This is a genomic window from Pseudoxanthomonas sp. 97-1-1 (genome assembly GCF_057773125.1).
Genome location: NZ_JBYMTJ010000001.1, coordinates 215,936 through 239,933 on the forward strand (window position 1 = coordinate 215,936; position 23,998 = coordinate 239,933).

General features: G+C 68.4%; 21 protein-coding genes and 1 pseudogene. 9 read left to right on the forward strand and 13 right to left on the reverse strand.

Going from position 1 to position 23,998, the window contains the following annotated elements; genetic code table 11:
- Positions 1-36 precede the first annotated feature (36 nt).
- From AC3DET_RS00960 to AC3DET_RS00975, 4 genes are all read right to left on the reverse strand, one after another.
- On the reverse strand, positions 37-6,594 hold the full coding sequence (locus AC3DET_RS00960) for a fibronectin type III domain-containing protein (RefSeq protein ID WP_488390435.1): 6,558 nt from the start codon (positions 6,592-6,594) through the stop codon (positions 37-39).
- A gap of 256 nt (positions 6,595-6,850) precedes the next feature.
- Positions 6,851-8,017, reverse strand: coding sequence for a sensor histidine kinase (locus AC3DET_RS00965; RefSeq protein WP_337729926.1), 1,167 nt, complete (start codon positions 8,015-8,017; stop codon positions 6,851-6,853).
- Positions 8,018-8,445: 428 nt separating this feature from the next.
- Entirely contained in the window at positions 8,446-9,336 is an 891-nt protein-coding gene (locus AC3DET_RS00970; RefSeq protein ID WP_488390436.1) for a bifunctional helix-turn-helix transcriptional regulator/GNAT family N-acetyltransferase, read from the reverse strand.
- 55 nt (positions 9,337-9,391) lie between these two features.
- Entirely contained in the window at positions 9,392-9,982 is a 591-nt protein-coding gene (locus tag AC3DET_RS00975; RefSeq protein WP_488390437.1) for a DUF6151 family protein, read from the reverse strand.
- A 399-nt stretch (positions 9,983-10,381) separates the two neighbouring features.
- Here AC3DET_RS00975 and AC3DET_RS00980 point away from each other — a divergent pair, with 399 nt between their 5' ends.
- Complete coding sequence (locus AC3DET_RS00980) at positions 10,382-10,675, forward strand: YkgJ family cysteine cluster protein (protein WP_337729929.1); 294 nt, start codon at positions 10,382-10,384, stop codon at positions 10,673-10,675.
- 28 nt (positions 10,676-10,703) lie between these two features.
- Here the strand turns inward: AC3DET_RS00980 and AC3DET_RS00985 are convergent, their stop codons facing one another.
- Together AC3DET_RS00985 and AC3DET_RS00990 are read right to left on the reverse strand one after the other, a co-directional pair.
- Positions 10,704-10,970, reverse strand: coding sequence for a DksA/TraR family C4-type zinc finger protein (locus tag AC3DET_RS00985; protein ID WP_488391150.1), 267 nt, complete (start codon positions 10,968-10,970; stop codon positions 10,704-10,706).
- Between the two features lie 95 nt (positions 10,971-11,065).
- Entirely contained in the window at positions 11,066-11,992 is a 927-nt protein-coding gene (locus AC3DET_RS00990; RefSeq protein ID WP_488390438.1) for a M14 family metallopeptidase, read from the reverse strand.
- 148 nt (positions 11,993-12,140) lie between these two features.
- Between AC3DET_RS00990 and AC3DET_RS00995 the strand changes: the two genes are divergently transcribed.
- Positions 12,141-12,983, forward strand: a complete 843-nt coding sequence (locus AC3DET_RS00995) for a class I SAM-dependent methyltransferase (RefSeq protein WP_488390439.1) — start codon at positions 12,141-12,143, stop codon at positions 12,981-12,983.
- Between the two features lie 81 nt (positions 12,984-13,064).
- Positions 13,065-13,664: a DUF1579 domain-containing protein gene (locus AC3DET_RS01000; RefSeq protein WP_488390440.1), complete on the forward strand. Its 600-nt coding sequence runs from the start codon at positions 13,065-13,067 to the stop codon at positions 13,662-13,664.
- A 15-nt stretch (positions 13,665-13,679) separates the two neighbouring features.
- Here the strand turns inward: AC3DET_RS01000 and AC3DET_RS01005 are convergent, their stop codons facing one another.
- Both AC3DET_RS01005 and AC3DET_RS01010 read right to left on the reverse strand, forming a co-directional pair.
- Positions 13,680-14,660, reverse strand: coding sequence for an AraC family transcriptional regulator (locus AC3DET_RS01005; protein WP_488390441.1), 981 nt, complete (start codon positions 14,658-14,660; stop codon positions 13,680-13,682).
- Between the two features lie 2 nt (positions 14,661-14,662).
- Positions 14,663-15,208, reverse strand: a complete 546-nt coding sequence (locus AC3DET_RS01010) for an OsmC family protein (RefSeq protein WP_488390442.1) — start codon at positions 15,206-15,208, stop codon at positions 14,663-14,665.
- Positions 15,209-15,437: 229 nt separating this feature from the next.
- On the opposite strand from AC3DET_RS01010, the gene AC3DET_RS01015 reads away from it, so the two are divergent.
- The 3 genes from AC3DET_RS01015 to AC3DET_RS01025 all read left to right on the forward strand — a co-directional run bounded on the left by AC3DET_RS01015 (position 15,438) and on the right by AC3DET_RS01025 (position 19,064).
- Positions 15,438-16,271, forward strand: a complete 834-nt coding sequence (locus tag AC3DET_RS01015; RefSeq protein ID WP_488390443.1) for a class I SAM-dependent methyltransferase — start codon at positions 15,438-15,440, stop codon at positions 16,269-16,271.
- Positions 16,268-17,098 (forward strand): class I SAM-dependent methyltransferase, encoded by an 831-nt coding sequence (locus AC3DET_RS01020; RefSeq protein WP_488390444.1) that lies wholly within the window; start codon positions 16,268-16,270, stop codon positions 17,096-17,098. The genes AC3DET_RS01015 and AC3DET_RS01020 overlap by 4 nt, the downstream gene beginning before the upstream one ends.
- 136 nt (positions 17,099-17,234) lie before the next feature.
- Entirely contained in the window at positions 17,235-19,064 is a 1,830-nt protein-coding gene (locus AC3DET_RS01025; protein ID WP_488390445.1) for an extracellular catalytic domain type 1 short-chain-length polyhydroxyalkanoate depolymerase, read from the forward strand.
- Between the two features lie 21 nt (positions 19,065-19,085).
- Here AC3DET_RS01025 and AC3DET_RS01030 read toward each other — a convergent pair whose 3' ends face one another.
- Complete coding sequence (locus AC3DET_RS01030; protein ID WP_488390446.1) at positions 19,086-20,399, reverse strand: alpha/beta hydrolase; 1,314 nt, start codon at positions 20,397-20,399, stop codon at positions 19,086-19,088.
- 270 nt (positions 20,400-20,669) lie between these two features.
- Between AC3DET_RS01030 and AC3DET_RS01035 the strand changes: the two genes are divergently transcribed.
- From AC3DET_RS01035 to AC3DET_RS01045, 3 genes are read left to right on the forward strand one after another with little or no spacing between them, the layout of a single operon-like run.
- Positions 20,670-20,825, forward strand: a complete 156-nt coding sequence (locus AC3DET_RS01035; protein WP_337729940.1) for a hypothetical protein — start codon at positions 20,670-20,672, stop codon at positions 20,823-20,825.
- The gene (locus AC3DET_RS01040; protein WP_488390447.1) at positions 20,822-21,292 is read left to right on the forward strand and encodes a YaiI/YqxD family protein; all 471 of its coding nucleotides are present in this window, start codon (positions 20,822-20,824) and stop codon (positions 21,290-21,292) included. The genes AC3DET_RS01035 and AC3DET_RS01040 overlap by 4 nt, the downstream gene beginning before the upstream one ends.
- Positions 21,293-21,299: 7 nt before the next feature.
- Positions 21,300-21,620: a DUF6122 family protein gene (locus AC3DET_RS01045; RefSeq protein WP_488390448.1), complete on the forward strand. Its 321-nt coding sequence runs from the start codon at positions 21,300-21,302 to the stop codon at positions 21,618-21,620.
- 21 nt (positions 21,621-21,641) lie between these two features.
- Here AC3DET_RS01045 and AC3DET_RS01050 read toward each other — a convergent pair whose 3' ends face one another.
- From AC3DET_RS01050 to AC3DET_RS01065, 4 genes and pseudogenes are all read right to left on the reverse strand, one after another.
- Positions 21,642-22,064: a DUF1801 domain-containing protein gene (locus tag AC3DET_RS01050; protein WP_192200996.1), complete on the reverse strand. Its 423-nt coding sequence runs from the start codon at positions 22,062-22,064 to the stop codon at positions 21,642-21,644.
- Positions 22,065-22,074: 10 nt separating this feature from the next.
- A pseudogene (locus tag AC3DET_RS01055) lies at positions 22,075-22,492 on the reverse strand (DUF1801 domain-containing protein).
- A gap of 120 nt (positions 22,493-22,612) precedes the next feature.
- Positions 22,613-23,662: a S66 peptidase family protein gene (locus AC3DET_RS01060; protein WP_488390449.1), complete on the reverse strand. Its 1,050-nt coding sequence runs from the start codon at positions 23,660-23,662 to the stop codon at positions 22,613-22,615.
- 131 nt (positions 23,663-23,793) lie between these two features.
- Positions 23,794-23,976, reverse strand: a complete 183-nt coding sequence (locus AC3DET_RS01065; RefSeq protein WP_192200993.1) for a YgaP family membrane protein — start codon at positions 23,974-23,976, stop codon at positions 23,794-23,796.
- Between the last annotated feature and the right edge of the window lie 22 nt (positions 23,977-23,998).

The window sequence follows — 23,998 nt, forward strand, 5'->3', positions numbered from 1 at the left end:
GCGTGGGTGGCAACGATGACGCGCCGGAAAGCGGCGTCAGCGCGGTGCGTCGCCGCTGTTGGCGCATCGCCGTCCGCAACGACGGGGGGCATCGCCGGCCACCGTGCCGTCATCCGGCACGAACCCGCCGCTCGAGGGCTGCCCATACGACAGACGCAGGCCGATGCTGCTGCCCTGCGTGCTGTTGCTGGCCTGTTCGTGGCCGAACAGCAGCGACAGCAGCCACCCCTGCCGCAGCTTCACGTCCAGGCCCGCCGACAACGCCAGTGCGTCGTCGTTGTAGCTCTGCATGTCCAGGCGATAGTCGGTGGGATGCGGCCACACGACATAGTTCATCGCCGCCTCGCCCTTGTCCTCCAGCGCCTGGCGATATTCCAGGCTCCAGAACGGACGGTAGCGCCCGTCGTCACCACCGAAGCGGTAGCTGCCTTCCACGCCCAGCGCCACCGTGCTGTTCTCCACCACCTGGCGCCGGTAGGCCAGGTCGTAGATGTCCATCCCGTACTCGCGATACGCCTCCAGCGTGGTGCGGCTGGCATCGAAGCGGCCGTACGTGGTCAGCGCCATGCGTTCTCCGTGGTGCTCGTAGCCGAAGGCCAGAGAACCGAACCACTGCTTGCCGTCGCGCACCGCCGTGCTCATCGCCCCGGCATCGTCGCTCCAGCGGCGGATGTCGAAGTCCAGGCGTCCAGCGGCCAGCATGCCGTCCACGAACACATGCTCGCCTGCACGCCACAAGCCATACAGCGCCAGCGAACGCTGGTCGGCTTTCAGGCGCGAGGCGGTGCCGTCCAGATCGCTGTCGTTGCGCGCCAGACTGCCGGCCACACCGACCAGCACCTGTTCGCCGATCGCGCGGTCCGCGCCCAGCGTGAGGCCATCGGTCTGGAAGTCGTATCCGCCGACCCGACCGCTCTTGCCGAACGAGGCCGTGCCGGATGCCCATGCGCCCCAACCCTGCGGCAACGCCGGCAGGCTGCCGCCTGTGGCCTGGCCCACGGGCACTGAAAGCCCCTGGCGGTCTTCGGCACCGGCATAGGCCAGCGTGACGTTGTTGCTGGAACCGTTCGCGCCGCTGCGTACCTGACGCAGGCGGTCGCGGATGTTCGACTGCTGCGCGTTCGCAAAGCGCACGCTCGCATCCACCTGCGCCTGCAGCAGGCCGACCACGCCCGGGTCCCGGGTCGGATCGGGGCGCACGTCCACCTGCAGGCGCATCTCCACGCTGGCGGCGGCATAGCTGCCCGCAGCCGCCTGGGTGGCCGTGATGACGGTCGTGCCTTCCGCATGCAGCGTCACCGTGCGGCCGCTGATGCTGGCCACCTCCGGATCGCTGCTGGTGAAGGTGAAGGCACCACTGCTGGGGCTCTGCGGATTCACCAGGTCGAAGGCAGGCTCGCCGAACACCTTGCGCAGTTCTTCCGGCCACACGAGCGTCGGCACGGCGGCCGCGATGTCCACGTCCAGCCGCACCTGCGGCGCGGCTTCGTGGTTCGCATCACCGGCCTGGTCGGCGGTCAGGCTGCAGCGCCCGGCCGCCAGCATGGTGACGGTCGCACCAGTCACCTGGCAGACCTGTGCCGTGGTGCTCGCGAACACCACCGGATTGCCGGAGGCGCCACCGCTGGCCACCAGCGCGAACGTACCGTTCGGCGAGAACACCGGCGCTGCCGGATTCGCACTGAAGCCGGTGATCGCCTGCAGCGCCTGCGCCACGACCAGCTCATACGCCTGCGCCCCCGTGAAGCCGTTCGCATCACGCGCCTCCACCGTGAAGGAAAAGCGACCCGACGCGGTCGGCGTTCCCGACAGCACGCCCGCCGCACTCAACGCGACGCCCTGCGGCAGGCTGCCTGCCGTCACCGCGTAGGTATACGGCGCGGTGCCTCCCGTTACCGCCAGGGTCTGGTTGAACGCACCGGCATGCGTCGCCTGCGGCAACGCGGGCAGCGCGAACGCGATCTGCGGCGCCACCACCTGCAGCGTGTACTGCTGCTGCGCCGTGAAGGGACCGATGCCCGTACTGCTGTCGGTCACCTGCACCGTCAACGTGAAGCTGCCCGCCACCGTCGACGTGCCGGTGATGCGTCCATCCGTGCCCAGACTCAATCCGCTCGGCAACGCACCGCCGACAAGCTGGAACGTGTAAGGCGACGCACCGCCACTGGCGAGGAACGCGTGCGTGTAGATGGTGCCGCCCGTGCCGTTGCCGGGATTGGCGGCATCCAGCACCACCGTCGGCGCCGTCACGGTGATCGTCACCGTCGCGATCGTGGTGGTCTGGTACGCATCGCTGGCCGTATACGTGAAGCTGTCCGGGCCGGCGTAACCGGCGTTGGGCTGGTAGCTGATCGTGGTGCCGCTGACCGTCGCGATGCCGTTCACCGGTGCCGTACCCACGGCGACCGACGTCGCGGTACCCGTGATCGACAGCGTCACGGGCGTGACACCAGCGCCGTACGGCAACGTGGCGCTCGCCGCCGCGACCGTGAGCGCGGGGATCGGCGTGACCGCATTCGACGGCGCCGAGGGCACGCTGGTGTCCGCCGCATTCTGCGCGGTCACGGTGAACGTGTACGCCGTGCCGCTTGCCAAGCCTGTGACGGTGATCGGGCTCCCGGCACCAGTCGCAGTGGCGCCCCCCGGACTCGCCGTCACCACATAGCCAGTAACCGGAGCGCCACCGGTAGATACCGGCGCGGTGAAGGACACCGTGACCGATGTGGCGGACGCCATCGTCGCCGTACCGATCACGGGCGCATCGGGCGCCACGGCATTCACGGTGAACGTCTGGCTGACCTGGGCCGCCGGCAGATGGCTGGCATCGCCCGCCTGGTCCGCATTGATCGTGCAGGTGCCGACGGCGATGAAGGCCAGCGTGCCCGTGGGCGTGATGGTGCAGACGGCGGTCGTCGCCGATGCGAAGCTCACCGCGAGCCCGGAATCCGCCGTTGCCGACAGCGTCGGCGTGGTGCCGAAATCCTGCGCACCGGGATTGGCGAACGTGATGACCTGCGTCACGGCGGTGACGACGGCATTGGACGCGGCCGACGATGCACCCGTGCCGGCACTGTTGGTTGCACTGACGGTGAATGAATAGCTGACGCCTGCCGTCAGGCCCGGGAAACGGATGGGACTGGCCGCGCCGGTAGTCGTGGCACCGCCGGGGCTGGCCGTCACCGTGTAACCGGTGATGGCGATACCGCCGTTGCTCGCGGGTGCCGCGAAGGCCACATCGACCTCGGTCGGACTGGCGACGGTCGCCACGCCGATGGTCGGCGCACCCGGCACCACCGGATTGACGGTGAACGAACGGGTGACCTGCGGGGCGGGGAGGTAACTGCCATTCCCCGCCTGGTCGGCGTTGATGGTGCAGGTTCCCGCCGTGACGAACGTCAGTGCGCCGCCCGTCGTGATCGTGCAGACGCTGGTCGTGGACGAGGTGAACGTCGGCGTCAGTCCGGAGTCCGACGTCGCGGTGAACGTCGGCGTGGTGCCGAAATTCTGCGCGCCGGGATTGGCGAACGTGATGGTCTGCGTCGCCGCCGGCGTGATGCTGTTGGACGCCATCGACGCAGGACCGGTACCCGCCGCGTTGTCCGCGGTCACCGTGAACGTATAGGGTTGTCCGTTGGTCAGGCCGGTGACGACGATCGGCGACGACGCGCCATTGATCGGCGCCACATCGGCCGGGCTGACGGTCACCGTGTAACTGGTGATTGCCGATCCGCCGATGTTCAGCGGCGCGGTGAACGCGACACTCGCCTGGGTGTCGCCTGCGATCGCCGTGCCGATCGTCGGTGCACCCGGCACAACGGGAATGACGGTGAACGACCGGCTGACCTGCGGCGCCGGCAGGTAGCTGCTGTCCCCCGCCTGGTCGGCATTGATGGTGCAGGTGCCGGCGGCGATGAAGGTCAGCACGCCCCCGGACGTGATCGTGCAGACGCCGGTGGTGGACGACGTGAACGTCACGGCCAGGCCCGACGTCGAAGACGCACCGCCCCCCAGGATCGACAGATTCGGCGATGTCCCGAAGTTCTGCGTGCCCGGATTGCCGAAGGTGATCGTCTGCGGCGACGCAGGCGTGATGCTGTTCGATGCGGCTGAGGCGGCACCGGTGCCGGCGGAATTGGTCGCGGTCACGGTGAACGTGTACGCCACGCCATTGGTCAGGCCGGTCAACGTGATCGGCGAACTCGAGCCGGTGCCGGTTGCGCCGCCGGGATTCGCCGTGACCGTATAGCCGCCGGCGATGATCGCGGCACCGCCGATGGAGGCCGGTGCGGTGAACGTCACCGTGGCCTGGGTGTCGCCCGCCGTCGCGGTACCGATGGTCGGCGCTCCGGGCACCACCGCGTTGACCGTGAACGTCCGGGTCACCGTGGTTGCCGCGTTCCACGCGGCGTCGCCCGCCTGGTCGGCGTCGATGGTGCAGCTGCCCGCGGCAACGAAGGTCAGCGTGCCGCCGGACGTGATGGTGCAGACGCCGGTGGTGGACGAACTGAACGTCGGCGTGAGGCCGGAGGTCGCGCTGGCGGTCAACGTCGGCGCGGTGCCGAAGTTCTGCGCACCGGGGTTGGTGAAGGTGATGGTCTGGCTGCCCTTGGGCGTGGCTGCGTTCGAGGCGCCCGACGCCACGCTCGTTCCAATGGCGTTGGTGGCGGTGACCGTGAAGGTATACGCCGTGCCGTTGCTGAGCCCGGTCACGGTGGCCGTGCAGGCTGCCGGACCCGCACAGGTGCCGAACGCGCCACCGGGACTGGCCGTCGCCGTGTACGTGGTGATGGCGGAACCACCGTTGCTGCCCGGTGCAGTGAAGGTCACGCTGACCTGGCCGTCACCCGCCGTGGCGGTGCCGATGGTCGGTGCGGCCGGTGCGGTGGGAATGGCGACGGTATGGGTCGATCCGCTGGTGAACGCCGCGGGCCCGCTGTTACCGGCCGCGTCCGCGATGTTGGTGGACCCGTTGAGATTCACTTCCAGGGTGCCGTTGCCGGCAATGCCGCTCACCGTGACGTCGATCGAGGTACCGCTGCTGGCGGAGACGGCGCTGATCGTGCCCGTGGCCGAACCGGTCGTGCCCAGGGAGAAGTCGTCGGTCGAGACATTGCTGACCGCTTCGTTGAACGCCACCGTGAATGTCACGCTGGTGGCGGTGGCCGCGGGCGAACCGCTCACCGTGATGGCGGTGACGGCAGGCGGCGCACCATCCACCACCAGCGCCCTGTTGGCCCCCAGTGATCCCGCCGTACCCGGAACGGCCAGCGCCAGCGTGGCGTTGTTGGCGGCGGCATCCTGGATCGTGCCGCCGTTGAGCGCGAGCGAATTCGTCGACACGTAATCCAGGTCGCTGCTGACATCGCCCGATTGCACGGCATAGTTGAACGTCAACGTGCCGGTGCCACTGCCGCTGACGTAGTTGACCGCGCGATCGGTACTGCCCGTCTCCAGCGTCAGCTGCGGCGTACCGGTGACTGTCACCGCTTCGGTGAAGCTGATCTGCAGGCTGATCGTAGACCCGAGTGCGTACGTGCCGTCCGGCGTGGACGAAGTGACCGATGTGACCGAGGGCACCACGCCATCGATCACCAGGTTCTTGTTCGCGCCAAGCGAGCCGGCCGCACCCGGCGATGGCAGCGTCAAGATGGCGTTGTTGCTGGCCGCATCGCGGATCGTGCCGCCATTCAGCGCAAGCGCCGTGGGCGAGGTGTAGTCCAGGTCAGCCGTGGTGTCGCCGGCCTGCACGGTGTAGATAAAGATCAGCGTGCTGCTGCTGCCGTTGCCGCTGATGTAATTGACGATGCGATCGGTCGAACCGGTCTCGATCGTCAGCTGCGGGGTTCCGGTGACGGTGACGTTTTCGCTGAAAGTCACCTCAAGACTGATGACATCGCCCACGTTGTACGTGCCGTTGGCCGTACTGGAAGTGATCGAGCTGACGGTGGGAGGCGTGGTGTCGGGCGGCACGGCGGGATCGATGACGATGTTGTTCATCGAGTGCCAGCTGCCAACACCCCCGTTCTCGCCGCCCGCGGAGGTGAACATCCTGACGTCGTCCACGTACGAGAACGCTGCCCCCAACGAGACCGTCTGCGGCATGGGGTTGGGATCGTATCCCTGGAAGGCCATGGAGGCCACCTGGACACCGTCCCGGTAGCCCACGACGGTATTCGTCATGGGCGACGTCTCGCCCCAGCTGTAATAGCGGAACGACGTCAGCTTGAATTCACTGCCATCCGCGGAGCGGACCGCCATGCCCTTGGTGATTCCGAGTGCGCCATCATCGAAGGTGAGGGCCGAATACCCCGAGTCTTCACTATTGAGGAAGGCATTCGGTCGCCAGTGGATCACGCCGACATTGCTTCCATTGACGTTGCTGATGTTGTAGATCTGGATGGACAGCCCGACGATATCGCCCGACCCGCCTTCACCGTCGGCGGCAATGCCGTCTCCGAGGCCGGCATCGTTTGTGAACGTCAACGTCTCCGCCATTGCGGCAGGGATCGCCATCGCGCTACTGGCGAACACGCCCAGCAGGAACACGCGCGCGAACAGACGTACACGGCGCGTGGCGCCGGAAAGGATAGGCATGTCGAGTCCCCGGAAACGTGAATGCGTGATGCGTACATCGACCAGCGACACGCCGACAGACGGTCGCCCCCCTCTTGGCCGTGCATGCCAGCCCTCCTCGCGGATGGACTTCCCCGGCATACCCGAATGAGCAGTGTCCCTGGCGACGCCATGGCCAACGCTGATGCGGCATGGTAGCCGCGTAACGCCACTTACTCCAGTGACCGCGACGCCGTCTCCGGTCCCGTCGCCGATGCAAGCCCCGTACCAACGACCCCTAACCCGTCACGCGTGGCAGCGGCCCCTCCGATGGCGGCATCAGGTGGCGTGGCAGCGAGATGGTGAAGACACACCCGATGCCCGGCACGTCGCGCACGCTCAGCTGCCCCTGGTTGGCCTCCACACTGCGCTGCGAGATCGACAACCCCAGCCCCAGGCCGCTCTGGTCCGCGCTCTCCTGCACGAAAGGCTGGAACAGGGCGGCGCCATCGCCGGAAGGCAGCCCGCCGCAGCGGTCCTCCACGTCGATCAGGATGCGGTCGGCGAGCGCGTAGGCGTTCAACGTGATCTCGCTGCCTGGCGCAGAGAACTTGAAGGCGTTCTGCAGCAGATTGCCGGTTGCCGACAGCAACAGGTCGCGGTCGACATCGATGGCCAGCACAGGATCCACCTCGGACACGACCAGTACGCATCCCCGGACCGTGGCCTCCAGCGAGGCCGACAGCCTGATCTCGGCGATGAAATCCGCCAACGAGTACAGCCGCTTCTGCACCGGCGTGCCGGCCGCCATCCGCACCTCGGCCAGCGAACGATCGATCAGGCTTCCCAGCCCGGCCAGGGCGCGATCCAGGATGCCGGCCGTCGCACCGGACATGCCCACGCTGCCTTCCTTGATGATCGACAGCGCCAGCGTCGCCGTGCACAGCTGGTTGCGCAACTCGTGCGCGAAGAATCCCAGCCGCTCGTTCAACGCCAGGGCCTGCCTGTCGGACTGCACGATCTCGTTCTGGTAGCCGAATTCCGTCACCGCGTGCGCGATGGCATTGTCCAGGCAACGGTTGAGCGTGCGGAACTCATCGGTCTCGATCACCGCGCCCCGCTCGAAGGCGAGATCGGAAATCGCCTGGCACAGGTCGCCATAGTCGTGCACCACCTGGTCGACGGTGAACCCGTGCGTCAGCAGTTCGCGGCCATGCAGTGCCGCCGACTCACTGATCTCCGACAGGGCGGGACGACCGCCGCCCGAGGGTCCCGATACCTTGCGGCTGCGCATCGGCTCGGCGCCCTCCTCCACCTGCAGCGTCTTGATCAGCTGGTCCAGGAAAACCGTCACGCCGTGATCCAGTTCCTGGCCGGGCACGCCCGTAGCGGATCGCAGCGCGACCTTGCCACGGCAGCGCGCAATCAGTTCGGCGCGGTTGTCACTGAGGAACCGATGCATCATCCCTCGACCTTACGCGCCTTTTGCCGGTACAGAGGGGTCTTTTGCGCGCATTCGCAGCCGTCCATCGGGCAATCCGGCCTTTTCCGGCCTGACGGCCTGCTTTCCCCATAACTACACGCGTTACTCATCCCTCCACGTGCACGGTGCACGTCCGGCCGTCGGCCGGAGGAGACCTGCCATGACATTCCATCCCAAGCCGCCCGCCCGCCACGACACCTCCAGGGCGATACCCGCGCCTGCCACACCATCAACCCCACCCCGCACTCTTCCCAAGGATCATGGGAAGGGCCAATTGCCCAATCCCGGCAAACGCTCCTGATCGCAGGGCACCAAGGGCACGAAGTACGGGAAGGACGGCTCGGCCGCGAATGCGGTCGAGCGAACGCGGAGCCCCCGCCCATCTCCGCTCGAAGCGATGGGCCTCGCCCTCAGTCCGTCCGCAGGCGTTTCTCGAACCAGTGATGCGCGTAAGGGTTGTCGTTATAGGCGGGGATCTCGATGTAGCCGTTGCGGTCATACAACGCCCGTGCTTCCACCAGGCTGCTGTTGGTGTCCAATCGCAACGTGTGCAGTCCCATTGCCACCGCGTGCGCCTCCAGCGCATCCAGCACCCGCTGCGCGATGCCCAGCCCGCGCGCATCCGGTGCCACCCACATGCGCTTGATTTCGCCCATGCCGCCGGCGATCCGCTTCAATCCCCCGCACCCGACCGCCGCGCCCTCCAGCCGCGCGACCACGAAGGCGCCACGGGGCGGCACCAGTTCGCCGGGATCGGCCGACACGCTGCGGGCGGCGTCGAAACCGCCTTCGAAGCGCGCATCGAGTTCATCCAGATAGGCCTGGATGCACGCCTGCGCTTCGACACTGGCCGGATCCTCCAGCGCGATCTCCGCCGCGGACGCACGCATGAGGCGCTCCACTTCATCCATCGCCTCGACCAACCGTTCGCGCTGCCGCGCCGACAAGGGCGCCAGCAGGGAATCCGCCAACGCGCGCGAATCCCGATCGAGCGCATCCACCTCGCGCCGCCCTTTCGCGGTCAGGACCACATGCCGCCTGCGTGCATCGACGGGCGATGCCTGTACCCGCACAAGCCCCTGCGCCTCGAGCGCACGCAACAACCGGCTCGCATAGCCGGAGTCCAATCCGAGGCGTGTACGCAGGTCGCGCACATCCGCCCCCGCATGCCCTGTTTCGAACAGCAGGCGTGACTCGGCCAACGGGCGGCCGTGCCCGAGGTAGTCGTCAGTGAGCACCCCGATGCGGCGGGTGACGGTGCGGTTGAAGCGGCGGACCCGCTGGATCTGGCTCTCGTTCATTGCCTGACTTTAGTCAGATATTCAAGCGGAAGCAACTGCGGTACGCATGATCGGCTCAGGCCGGCTCCCGCCCCGCCTCGCCGCGCGGATCTTCGCCCAAGGGGTACGCGGTACGCAGGGGCTGGCCGTTGGCGCTGAAGAACAGGCCCGGCGCTTGCCCGCGCAGCCGTGCCGCCATGATGCCCATGGCGATGCGCGCTCCGGCCGCGAGGAATGCAAGCGGCGTGCGGCGCACCTCGCCGACGGCACTGTCGGAGTTCAACACCACGTGGCCCGGCGGGCCGAATGCGGCATCGACGTCGGTCTCCGGCACCAGGCATGTGGCAACCACGCCCACGTAGGCGACTTTCCCGTCGCGCGGCGTATTGGCCAGCGGCGTACGGCAACACGCCGCGTACCAGCGCAACAGCCCGCCTTCGCGCAGGCACAGGCCGGCGATGTGCTCCTCGCCCGCCGTGAAACGCACCGCCAGCGGGTTCATCGCCACGATGTCGGTACCGCCCTGCGCATCCATCACGCCGGGTTGCCCGAGGTGACGCGCGTAGGTCCGGCAATCCCCGCAGTAGCACGTTGCACGCGCATACGCCCGACGGGCATCCACCGTGCCTTGCACCTGCCCGCAGCGGCAACGCAGCTCCAGCGCCATCGACGCACCTCCGCTTCAAGACATCTGCGGACAGGGATAACGCACGCGGTATGAGTGCAGCGTCAAACCAGGCGTGCCTACCTGACCCGCAGGCAACCCGGCGTTGCACGACGCGACATGAAGCGCAGGTGACGTATCTTCGCGCGCGCAGGCCGCTCCTCGCGATGCATGCTGTAGCATGCGTGCCGCGAGCCCTCCGCTTGCTTCGCGCGTTCCGCACGGCCCCCGGCCCTCCGCTTCGCTCCCTTTCCCACGCGACGCATTCCCCACGACGGGATGGTTGCCCCCGGGAGCTTCCATGCCCTCCCCGTCACACCCTCGCCCCGTCGTTGCACATGCCATGCCTTTCCCCGCTGCAGCGTGCGCTGCCGGGGACCGGCCGCTGCAGGTCATGCCGTCATGACCTCGTGTTCGCGGTGCGACGCCGTCTGCTGCCGCCTGACCGTGGTCCTGCAACCGGAAGACCAGATTCCCTCGCATCTCACCACCCGTACCCCCGCCGGCCTGCATGTGATGGCGCGCGACGAGGAAGGCTGGTGCGTGGCACTCGATGGCGCGCGGATGAACTGCGGCATCTACCAGACCCGGCCGGACGTGTGTCGCCGCTTCGTCATGAGCGGACCCTACTGCCGTGCCGTGCGTACCGATTACCTGGACATGCGCAAGAAGGGCATCCCGCTGACGGTGGAGTGACGCCCGCCGTGCCCGTTACGCGCCCTTGCTAGCGCAGCTGACTGTCCTTGCTGCCCCGCCGGTTGTACAGCCCGGCACCCTGCTCTTCCTGGTCAGCCGCCTCCTGGCATTCCACGCACAGTCGCACGCCCGGCACCGCCTGCTGGCGGGCAACCGGGATCGGCCTGTCGCACGCTTCGCAGTGGGTCAGGCTCGGCCCCTTCGGCAGCGCGCGGCGCGCGCGTTCGATGCCGTCCTTCACGGTCGCATCGATCTGTTCCTGCACGGCGCCATCGCCGGCCCATCCGGTTGCCATGGTCATGTCCTCGCTTCGCACTGCTGCCCGGACAGCTTACGCCCGGCAACCACAGCGGTTTTCACGAACAGGAATGGGGCCGCGACGGGTGGATTTCAATCCTGCGCCAGTGCGTATCCGATCGCCGCCACCACCGCCGCCACCTGCGCATCGTTGCACTGCTGCGGCGTCGCCTTCGGACTGTCGGGATAGACCTCGGTGATGGTGGTATAGCGAGCGTCGGTGATGCCGGTGCACAGGCCCAGCGACTTCACCGGGTACTGGATGACACCCTCGGCCACCACCGGCGAACCGATGATCTCGCCATTGTCGTCGGCCGGGGCGATATGGGTGACGGCTGCCACCGCCGCGATCACGGCGCGCTGGAAATCGGGCTGCGGATTCGCGCTGTCGTCCACTAGGTAGAAGCCGTCCGGAATCTCCCCGGGTTCGAACGGCTTTCCGTCGCGTGCGGCAAGTGCAGGACGGAACTCGCTCTCATCGCTGTCGGTGGTTTCGTGCAGGTCGATGTGCATCAGCACGCGGTCCTTCACCGGCGCAACCAGCGCGATCAACGCGGCGGATTCCTGCGCAGGACTGTCCGCACGGAACGAACGGTTCGGATCCAGCGCATCGGCGTTCCAGCGGTGGATGCGTTCGTAGCCCCACGGACTGACGCACGGCACCACCAGCAGGTTCGCCTTGCCGGCATAGTCGGCGGCACGCTCGTCGAGGAACTGCAGCGCGCCATGCACGCCGCTGGTCTCGTAGCCATGCACGCCGCCGGTGACCAGCATCGTGGGCAGTGCCTCGCTCCAGTCGCGGCTGCGTACCGCCAACAGCGGATAGACCTCGCCCGGACCGTAGTCCAGCGTGCCGTACTGCTGCACATCGAAGCGTCCGCGCAGCCGATCGATCACCGTCACCACATCATCCGCATGACGGCGTTGCACGCGCTGCTGCGCGCGCCATGCGGCTTTCTCCGCCGCGCCCCAGGGTGTACCGGGTGTGCCGATGGGATGGAAGCGGGCGGGCGTGTTCATGGCGATGGCGGGGCCGGGAATCCGAGGGGTCGGCACTATACCAGCGGGTGCGGCAAGGCTTCCGGAGAGGTCGCGGACTATCGCCCACGGGTCGGCGGGGGCGAAAATCCCGCTCCTGCGATCACGATGCGCTTCAGGACTCCGCTCCATGCCCCACTACACCGGCCCCCTGCTCACCCGCGATACCGCTGCTGCCCTGCTGGCGGCGCGCGACCGCGGCGACACCGTGTGGCATGGCTCGCTGGACCTGGGAGGTACGCTGGCGGACGCGCGGCTGGAGGCCGGGACATGGCAGTGGCGCGACGCGGCGTATCCCTATCCCGATCGGCTCAAGGACCGCACGCTGTACTACTGGGACGGCGAGGATTTCTCGCCGATCTCGCGCTATGCGGGCTCGCTGATCAAGCTGGTGCCCACCGAGTGGGGCGTGCCCACGTTCGAGATCGACGGCATCAAGATGCTGCCGACCTCGAAGGAATCGCCGCTGGACGATGCCCGCCGCAAAGTCGCACTGGTGGAACCAGGAGGCAAGGTGGTGCTGGATACGTGCGGCGGCCTGGGCTACTTCGCGGCGTGCTGCCTGGCCGCCGGCGCCGCACGCATCCTGTCGTTCGAGAAGAACGCCGACGTACTCTGGCTGCGCACGCTCAACCCGTGGTCACCGGATCCGGACGCACCCGGGCACGAGGGCCGCTTGCAACTGACCCACGCCGACGTCTCGCAGGCCATCATGCAGGTGGCGGATGCCTCCGTCGACGCCGTGCTGCACGACCCGCCGCGTTTCGGCATCGCCGGCGAGCTGTATTCGCAGGCCTTCTACGACCAGCTTGCGCGCGTGCTGCGTCGCGGCGGCAAGCTGTTCCACTACACCGGCACGCCCAACAAGCTCACCAGCGGGCGCGACGTGCCCGGCGAGGTGGCGAAGCGGCTGGAGAAGGCCGGCTTCAAGGCGCAGCGGGCGCTGGACGGCGTGGTCGCCATGCGCCGCTGACCGCCCCTCGGCCGACCTTCACGCCGGCTGAGCGCGGCGGGGCGCACAACAGCGCCACCGCCATGCCCGGGAGGGGCCACCATGCAACGCACCACGCTGCTGTCCGTCGCCGTATCCGCCCTGCTGCTCGCAGGCCCCGCGCTCGCCCAGGACACGCCGCCAGCGATGACGCCCGAGATGCACGCCATGATGGAGGCCTACCAGAAGGCCGGCACGCCGGGCATGGAACACGGCAGGCTGGCTTCGATGGCCGGCACCTACGACCTGGTCGTGAAGAGCTGGCACGCACCCGGCGCGCCACCCAGCACCGACGCCGGCACCGCGACACGCAGGATGATCCTCGGCAACCGCGTGATGCTGGAGGAGGTGACGTCGCAGATGATGGGACAGCCGTTCTCCGGCCAGGGCCTGCATGGGTTCGACAACGTCACCGGCAAGCACTGGGGCACGTGGAACGACAGCATGAGCACGGGCCTCATGGTCAGCGAAGGTACCTGCGATGCCCAACTGACGTGCACCTACACCGGCACCCACCACGATCCGGTGACGAAGAAACCCCAGAGCAGCCGCATGACCACGCGCTGGACCGACAAGAACACGGAAGTGTTCGAGATGTACGGCCCCGGGCCTGACGGCAAGGAAACGAAGATGATGGAGATCACCTATAAGCGGCGGCCGTAGCCGCTGCGCGCGTGATCAGGCGTGCACAGCCTGGCCGGCATCCGCCAGATTGTTGCGTCGCCACGCCGCTGGGGGCTGCCCGTATTCGCGCCGGAACGCGCGAATGAAGGACGTGTCGTTCTGGTAGCCCACCTCTTCGGCCACCCGCGACAGCGGCGCATTGCTGCGGCGTAGCAGGTTGGCCGCCATCAGCATCCGCCACTGCGTCAGGTACTGCATCGGCGACGTGCCGACCAGGTGCTGGAACCGCTCGGCCAGTACCGAACGCGAGGTGCCGGCGACCCGCGCAAGGTCGGCGAGGGTCCACTCGCGACAGGGCTGCTGGTGCAACGCGTTGAGCGCCTTGCCGACGACGCGATCGCCAAGGCCCGCCAGCCAGCCCGCATGACCTTCATGCTGGTGCACGTAACGGCGCAGCACTTCGATGAACAGCAATTCCGCGAGCCGGGACAGCAGGCTCGCACCGCCAGGTCGCGGCGTGCGCGCCTCGGCCAGCGCGTAACGCACGGACGATTCGAGCCATGCGCCGGCATCGGAATCACGCAAGCTGATGCGCACGACCGGCGGCAGGCCGTCCAGCAGCAATCGCGCCAGTCGCGTATCGCAGGCCAGGTAGCCGCAGACGATGCGTGTGGGCGCGCCGCCGCCGCCGTAGGCGAGCCGGCGCGGGCGACTGGCGAACAGCTTCTTCAGGTCGGCCGCGCCGCGCGTCGGCGGCAGGCCCGGCGCCGACGTCATGCGGTGCGCGCTGCCGCCCGGGAACATCACCACGTCGCCTTCGTGCACCTCCATCGGTGGCGCACCGTCCATTTCCACCCGGCATCCGCCCTCGGTGATCAGGTGGAAGATCACCACCTGCTCCGCGGTCGGGTCCAGCCAGGGCGCCGCCAGCGAAGCTTTCGGCGACTGGTAGCACCAGGGCGCACTGAAGCGGGCGTTGACGAAGAACGCACCGGACATCTGCACCACGCGCAGGATTTCGGACAGCGCGTCCATGTTCAGTCCGCCGGCCGGCCTGCGACCGACACCGCCACCCGGATCGGCGGCGGGCCGGACAGCGCGCCCTGCATCGGCGAGCGGCGCAGGCCCTCGGCCACGAGCGCGTTCAAGCGCACCGCGTCGACACCCGGCGCGTGCAGTACGACCTCCACCTGCATCGACGCCGGACCCGCGTCGACCGTAATGCCCTCCGCATCGCGCATGCCCAGCAACCCGCGCGCATCGGAGCGACTGCCGACTTCCACTTCCAGCCGCTCCAGCGCCACGCCCTGCTCGGCTGCGACCATCGCGATCGCCGTGGTGGCGCACGCGGCGATACCGGCACGGAAGAACCAGCCCGGCGACGGCCGGTCGCCGGTGCCACCGAGTTCCACCGGCATGTCGGATTCGACCGTTGCCCCGGTGGCGTGCGTGGCCACCACCCGCGTGTCGTCCTGCCAGCGCGCACGCGCGCTCACGTCGTCATGCAGCCCCTTGTCGGGACGGCGGGTGAACACGCTGACGGCGCGCTGCATCGCATCGGCGATGTCTCGTGGATTGCTCATGGCCAGGGGGATTCCATCGGACGGCAGGGGCGGCCGGATTCTGAGCGCAACAACGCGTCCCGGGGCGGCGCGCGGCCAGTCGCCGGACGATCGGCAAGGAATCGCGGAGCTCCGGGAAACCCGCACGCGGATCCGGACGCATGGCCAGTTCCGGCAGACGCCCCGTCAGGACGGAAGCCCGGTGCGACCGCCACGCTGCGCCCTCCCCAACCCCAGGAGTGTCCCCCGAATGAATGCCGTTGCCGTCTCCCTCCCCACCCTGCCCGACATGGACGCCCTCAAGCAGCGCCAGCAGGCCGCCTGGTCCAGCGGCAACTATGCCGTCGTCGGCACTACGCTGCAGATCGTCGGCGAACGCCTCGCTGAAGCGGTCGACCTGCGCTGGGACGAACGCGTGCTCGATGTCGCCGCCGGCAACGGCAATGCGACGCTGGCCGCGGCGCGCCGGGGTGGCCAGGTGGTGTCCACCGACTACGTGCCCGCACTGCTGGACCTGGGCCAGGCGCGTGCCGAGGCCGAGCAGTTGCAGGTCGCCTTCGCCGAAGCTGATGCCGAGGCCCTGCCCTTCGCCGACGCCAGTTTCGATGTGGTGATGTCCACGTTCGGCGTGATGTTCACGCCGGACCACGCGCGTGCCGCTGACGAACTGACACGCGTGTGCCGGCCCGGCGGCCGCATCGGCCTGGCCAACTGGACGCCGGAAGGTTTCATCGGCCAGATGTTCAAGGTGCTGGGACGCCACATTGCGCCGCCTGCCGGTGTGCAGCCGCCGTCGCTGTGGGGCACCGCCGCGCACGTGCAGTCGCTGTTCGGCGACACGGCCGGCGCCATCGGCGTCACCGCGCGCATGTTCAATTTCCGCTACCGCTCGGCTGCGCACATGATCGACGTGTTCCGCACCTGGTACGGCCCGGTGCAGAAGGCCTTCCAGGCCCTGCCGGCCGACAAGGCCGCCGAACTCGAACAGGACCTGCACGCGCTGATGGAGCGCATGGATCGCGGCAACGGCAACGGCCTGGTCATCCCCAGCGAATACCTCGAAATCGTGGTCGTGCGCCGGTGAAGGACCACGCGCGACTGCAGCGGCGCGTGCAGCGCTACGGCTGGGACCTCGCCGCTTCACGTTACGACGCGCTCTGGCAGGCGCAGTTGTCGGACGCGCACCGTCGGCTGCTGGCACTCGCGCCTGCCGCGCCCGGCGAGTCGGTGCTCGATGTGGCCTGCGGCACCGGCGCGATGGCGTTGGCCGCCGCCGAGGCCGTTGGTCACGATGGCCGCGTGGTCGGCGTGGACATCGCCGAGCGCATGGTGGACGAAGCCAATGCAAGGGCGCGGGCGCGCGGCCTGCAGCACGCGCGCTTCCTGCGCATGGACGGCGAATCGCTGGACTCCTCGGGCGTCGGCTTCGACCTGGCGTACTGCGCACTCGGCCTGATGTACATGCCCGATCCCGATCAGGCCATGCGCGGCATGCACGGTGCGCTGCGCCCGGGCGGCCGCGTGGCCGTGGCGGTCTGGGGCCAGCGCGCACGCTGCGGCTGGTCGCCGGTGTTTCCGATCGTCGACGAGGAGGTCGCCAGTGATGTCTGTCCGCTGTTCTTCCAACTCGGCCATGAAGGCATGCTCGCCGACCTGTGCACGCGCGCCGGCTTCGTCGATGCGGAGGAACACCGCGTGGAGGCGGTGCTGCAGTACGCCAGCGACGACGATGCCTGCGACGCGGCCTTCGTCGGTGGTCCGGTGGCGATGGCCTGGTCGCGCTTCGACGACGCGACCCGCCGGCGCGTCCGCACGCGCTACCTGCGCGCGATCCGGCCGTGGCGCGTCGGCGACGGCTATCGCATGCCGGGTGAGTTCGTGGTGGCCACCGCGCGCCGGCACGCGGGTTGACGGCCACCATGCGCGGGCGATCCCGGGCCCTGCGTCACGCTTGCGCGATGGTGCATTGCAGCTTTCCCCTTTGACCAATGCCCCCTCGCGCGGGCGTGTGGCCCACTGCCGGCACTTCACACCCGAGGTGCCGTCGATGTCGATCGCTGCGCTGCTGTGTCGTTCCCTCCCGCGCGCCCGTTTCCGCCGCGCGGGCCTGCTTCTCTCCTCGCTGTTCCTGATGCTGGCCAGCGGCCACGCGTTGGCGCTGACCGAAGTCACCGGCTTCGGCAGCAATCCCGGCAACCTGCGCATGCACAAGTACGTTCCCACCGGCCTGCCGACGGATGCGCCGCTGGTCGTGGCCTTGCACGGCTGCGCGCAGTCCGCCTCCAACTACGATGCCGAGACGGGCTGGGAACTGCTCGCCAACCGCTTCAGCTTCGCCCTGCTGCTACCCGAGCAGCAAACCGGCAACAACAGCAGCCGCTGCTTCAACTGGTTCGAAACCGCCGACACCGCACGTGGCCAGGGCGAACCGCTGTCGATCAAGCAGATGGTCGATCGGATGATCGCCGACCACGGCATCGATCCCGCGCGCGTCTATGTCACCGGCCTGTCTGCCGGCGGCGCGATGGCCTCGGTGATGTTGGCGACGTATCCGGACGTGTTCGCTGGCGGTGCCATCGTGGCCGGCATTCCCTACCGCTGCGCGACCACGCAGACCGCCGCCTTCAGCTGCATGAGTCCCGGCAGCGATCTGACTCCCGCGCAATGGGGCGCGAAGGTGCGTGCCGCCAGCACCTGGACCGGGCCCTGGCCGATCGTGTCCATCTGGCATGGCGACGCCGACTACACCGTGCGACCCGCCAACCTGACCGAAAGCCTGGAGCAGTGGGCCGACGTGCATGGCATCGACACCGTGGCCGACGCCAGCGATACCGTCAGCGGCTATCCGCACAAGGTCTACAAGGACGCCACCGGCACCGCAAAGGTGGAGACCTATGTCATCACCGGCATGGGCCACGGCACGCCGGTGGACCCGGGCACCGGCGAAACGCAGTGCGGCACGGCGGGCGCCTACATCCTCGACGTGAACATCTGCTCCAGTTACCACATCGCCCGCTTCTTCGGCCTGGACAACCTGGACGGCGTGCCGCCGACCGTCGCCCTGACCTCGCCCGCCAACGGCGCCACCATCAGCGGCACGGTGACGCTGGCAGCCACCGCCAACGACGACATCGGCGTGGCGGGCGTGGACTTCCTGCTGGACGGTGCGTTGCTCGGCAGCGATGCCAGCGCGCCCTACAGCCTGGCGTGGAGCAGCAGCGGCACCAGCGACGGCGCGCACGTGTTGCAGGCGCGGGCATTGGACCTCGCCGGCAATACAGGCACCTCCACAGCGGTCAATGTCACCGTCAGCGGCGGGACCGGCGGCGGATCGCCGGTCACCGTGGTGTTCAACAACGAGGACGCCAACGATGGCTACGTGAAAGCCAGCGCCACCGGCAGCGGCGCAGCCGTGGGCACGCTGGAGGCGTACTACGGCCTCGCGATAGGACGCGGCACCGATGGCAACCACAACCGTGCGGTGCTGGCGTTCGATACCTCATCGCTGCCGGACAACGCCGTGGTCACGTCGGCCGCGCTGACGGTGGCCTACCGCAGCGCCAGCGGCGATCCGTGGAGCAATCCCGCCGGCAACACGCTGGTCGTCGACGTGCGCAGCGGCTGCCTCGGCGCGTGCACCATCGAAGCGGCGGATTGGGCAGCCGCCACGACCACGACCAACAGCGCGCAGGTGCCGTCCTTCAGTGGCGGCAACCAGACCAGCACCGTGTTCGATACCTCCGGGCGTGCGGCGATCAACCGCACCGGCCGCACCCAGCTGCGGCTGCGTTTCAACGCCAACCCGACCGCAACGCACTACCTGTGGATCGACAAGGGCGCCACCGCGAAACTGTCGGTCACCTACACGCTGCCATGACGGCGCCATCCTGCTGCCGCGTCATGGCGGCGGCAGGATCTTCCAGAACATGCCCGTGCCCAGCTTTACCGGTTGCAGCGGCTTGCGCCGTGCGGCGGGCTGGTGGGCGCGGAACATCTCGCGGATGTCACCCATCACCTTGTCCGATTCCATGAAGTAGGAATGCGCCAGCATGCTCTGGTCCACGCCGGAGACATCGATGGTGTCCACGCCGCTCACCAGCACCACGCCCTCGCTGGTGTCGCCGGCACGGGGCCCGCGATTGACCTGCCTGGACGCCTTCAGCGCCATGTCTTCGGACGAGGCGTACAGGGTCACATGGCCGCTGGCCTGCCGCAGGGCGGGCGCGAGCTCCTCGCGGAACACCTTCGCATCGATGTCGGGCGCGGCCAGGATGATGCCGCGGAAGCGCCCGCGCAGTTCCGGCCGCTTCGCCACCAGGTTGCGGATGGCCTGGGTGACGCCACGCGTGCCCATGCTGTGGCCGATGACATAGAGGTTCTGCGCCCCCGAGCGGTCGGCCATGTCGGCCAGGAAGCCCTCGATCAGCGGCACCGAGCGCGCGATGGATTGTTCGTCGGTGAAATAGCCCGCCAGTGCCGCCTGCGACGGCCAGCTGTAGAACACCGGCGCACCGTCGAAGCGCAGGTCGTAGGCCAACTGCGCGGTGCGGCGCGCGGCGTCGCGGAAGCTGACGTTGTAGCCGTGCACGAACACGAACGCATTGCTGCCGCGTGATTCACCGACGCGCCCGTACAGCCTGGCAAAGAACGGGGCCTGTGCCAGCCGGTCGACCTCCTGCAGGATGATGTGCTGCTTGGGGTCTTCCTTGAACTCCATCAGGTACCAGCGCGGTGATTCCAGTTCACCGGGGACATGCGCCTTCGGGATGCTGATGCGTGCGGTGCCGTAGGTCAGCTGCCTTGCGACACCCGCGGTGAAGCGATCGCCCGGCGGCAGCGTGGCGAACGCGGTCGCCGGCATCCGGTTGGTGGCGTAGAACACGTCGACGTTGACGAAATCCGACCTCGGCGGCTTCGCGGACTGCGCGGCCTCGCGGACACGGGCGGCACGCTCGGCCGCCTGGCGGGCACTGTCGGCGGCGCGTTCCTGCTGGGCGCGGGCGGCGGCTTCAGCTGCAGCACGGCGGGCGGCCTCGATGCGCGCGGCTTCCGCGGCACTGCCCTGCGGTGGCGGTGGCGGTGGCGGTGGCGGTGGCGGTGGCGGTGCAGGCACCGATGCCTGCTCCGGCGGGGGCGGCAACGACTCCTTGACCCGTTTCGCACAGCCGGCCAGCACCAGCGCTGCCAGCATCAGGCAGAGAATCCGCCGCATCGATCACCTCATGGAAGGACGTCATGGGCACCCCTTCCCCCGGGGTCGCCCGACGCGACGATGGTATAGCAGCCGCGCCGCCGGCCGCGAGCCAGGCACGCCGGCATTGCCGGGCCCGCGCACAGGCGGCATCCGCACCGTTGCACGGCCCTCGCAAATGGCTGTTTTCATGCCGGTTTCCCGCAGGCAACGGATGCGGGCTATCGTGTACGCCTGTGGAACGCCCATCGGCACGCCACGCCCCATTCCCGCCCCCAGGTGACCTTGTCCATGGCAAAACCCAACTATTCGTTCGAAAAACGCCAGCGTGAGCTGGCCAAGAAGAAGAAGAAAGACGAAAAGGACGCGAAGAAACGCGCCGAACGCGATGCGGCCCAGCCCGGTGCCGCCCCCGAGCCGGGCGCGCCCGACACCGCACCGGAATGACCGACGGCGCGGCCCCTGCCACCCAGGTATGGGTGGATGCCGATGCCTGCCCGGGGCCTGTCAAGGACATCCTGTTCCGCGCCGCGGAACGCGCCCAGGTGGAGGTCACCCTGGTCGCCAACCAGTGGCTGCGCACGCCGCCTTCCCGCTTCATCCGCTCGCTGCAGGTCCAGGGGGGCTTCGACGTGGCCGACGACGCCATCGTCGAACGCGCCCGGGTCGGCGACCTGGTCATCACCCAGGACATCCCGCTGGCGGCGCGCGTGCTGGCCAACGGCGCGCAGGCCATCGACCCGCGCGGCGAGCGCTTCACGCCGGACAACATCGCCGAACGCCTGTCGATGCGGAACTTCATGGAAGAGCTGCGCGGCGCGGGCGTGCAGACCGGCGGCCCGGCGACCTTCAATGCGCGCGACCGCCAGGCCTTCGCCAACCAGCTCGACCGCTGGCTGGCCGCACGGCGCTGAACCCGCCATGCCCGATGCCGAACTCCGCCCCCTGCTCCACCTGCTGCTGCACGTCATCGTGCCCGTGGCCACTGCGCGCGTGTTCTGGCCGAAGGCGTGGAAACGCGCGGCCCTGTGGATGCTGGCCGCCTGGGTGATCGATCTCGACCATCTGCTCGCCGACCCGGTCTACGCGCCGGGCCGATGCAGCATCGGCTTCCATCCGCTGCATACGTGGCCGGCGATGCTGGCGTATGGCGCGCTGGTCATTCCCCGGAAGACGCGCTGGTTCGGCGTTGGCCTGGTGATCCACATCGTGCTGGACGGCATCGACTGCCTGATGATGTGAAACGCGCGGCGCCTGCGTGTCCTACAGCGTCTCGCCCGGCAGGCGGCTCGCCTGCTTCACCCAGTCGGCGAGCTGCGCTTCGTTGAAATCCTCGTCCTCGCGCAGGTGCACGTAGCGTGTGTCCTGCGACTTCGAGGCTTCCGGTGGCACCGGTTGCAGGGATTGGCCGCGGAAGAAGGTGACCTTGAGGTAGCGCTCGAAGCAATGGAACGACAGGAACCATCCCTCGGCATCCGGTGCGCCATAAAAGGGCGAATTCCATTTCACCGCCTTGCGCACGCCCGGCACGTGTTGCCCGACCAGCGCATCCAGGCGTTCGGCGATGGCGCGCTTCCAGCCGGGAATCGCGGCGAGATAGGCCTGCACCGGCGCATCGCCATCGCCTTTCGGGATCTGCGGATTGCCGCCGGACAGCAGCCGTGGCTTGGTGCTCTTGTCTGCCATGCGGGACACCCTACTTGCGGGATATTCTGCCCGTGTTGAAGGCGATCCCGGCACGGAACAGCGCCTTGAACGCAGGACCATCCAGCGTGTCGCGCTCGCGGATGTCGATGGCGCGACGCGTGCCGCCGTCGAGGCTGGCATTGAACAGACCGTCCGGATCCGCCAGCGACGCCCCATGCGCGAAGGTCAGCTTCACGTACGCCTTGTAGACCTCGCCGGTGCACACCAGGCCGTCGTGCGACCAGGTCGGCACGCCGTGGGGATTGGTGGGCTTGACCCACTTCACGTTCTCCACGACATCGGGATCGGCCTGGTGGATCAGCGCACGCACGCGCGAGAGCATGTCGCCGCCAATCGCGCAGTTCATCGATGCGGGCGTCGATACGGCGCGCGGCGTCGCCGGCGGGCTGCGGTGTGGCCTTCGTCATGCGCGCGTCTCCTGTCACCGGGACGCGATGCTCCCATGCACGCCGGGCACGCTCAAGTCGCGGCGCAGCGCGCCTTCGCCAGGCATACGCGATGCCAAGCCCGATCACCGACGGTGTCGCTCACCCCTGGAACACGGGCTCCAGCATCCGGAACGTCCCCGCGTCCGCGTCCATCTCCACCCTGCCGCCGACGGGCACGATGAACTGCTGGCGGATATGGCCGATCATCGCGCCGCGGTAGGCCGGGACCTTCAGCGGCTTGAAGTAATCGTCGAAGATCTGCGGCAGCGTGAGCGAGCCGTAGCCGTTGCCGGGATCGCAGTCGGTGCATTCGCCGAAGATCACCCCCGCCACCTTGTCCAGGGCGCCCATCAGCCGCAGCGTGCTGAGCATGCGGTCGATGCGGTACGGCGCTTCGGACACGTCTTCCAGGAACAGGATCTTGCCGCTGAAATCCGGCAGGTACGGTGAGCCGGCCAGCGCCACCAGCACCGACAGGTTGCCGCCCACCAGTTCGCCCTGCGCCTTGCCGCCGGTGATGGTGACGGTGCGGTTCCTGCGCTGCACGAGCTCGTCGCCTTTTTCGGCCGTATTCCGGTACTGCATCTGCTCGCGCTCGAAGAAGACGCGGCGGAACTGGTCGGCGTTGAAGGCATTCCAGCTGCCCGCGCCGATCGGACCATGGAAGCTCACCAGCCCGGCCTGCGACAGCAACGCATTGTGCAGCGCGGTGATGTCCGAATACCCCAGCAGCACCTTGGGATTGCGGCGGATCAGGCCGTAGTCCAGCAGCGGCAGCAGGCGCGCGGCGCCGGAACCACCGCGCACGCAGACGATCGCCTTGACGTCCTTGTCGCCGAACATGGCGTTGAGATCGCCTGCACGTTCGCTGTCGCTGCCGGCCAGGTGCCCATGCCGTGCGGCAAAGTGCGGCGCCACCTTCACCTTCAACCCGAGCGCTTCCATCGCTTCCTGCGCCAGTTGCAGGTCGAGGGGATCGTCGGTGGCGCCGGAGGGGCTGACCAGGGCAACGGTGTCGCCGGGATTCAGCGCGGGCGGAAGCAGGCGCTTGCGCGGCGTGGCGGCGAAGGCGCGATGACTGCCTGCGATGGGCAGCATCAACGCCGTGGCGGCAAGCGCTGCCGTTCCGAGAAAGTTTCGCCTGTGCATTCAACCGCCTGTCGATCCGGATCCGCAGGCAGGGTAGCAACCCATGCCGCAGCCAACAACGCAGGCACAGTGCCGTGGTACCGGCGAAGCGCCGTCACGGACTCACGTCCGCCCCGCACGGAATGCGTGGCTCAGCGCCGGCAGGTGTTCACGCCGATCAGGCGGTACAGCGGGCAGAAATTGAACAGGCCGGTCGCCAGCGGCACCACCCCGATCCAGGCCCACGCCGGCCCGCCGGTCGCGGCCCAGCCGATGAGCAGCGCGCCCACCACGATGCGGGCCCCTTTGTCGAAACCGCCTACGTTCGCTTTCATGTGCATGACCTCGCTGAGGGTG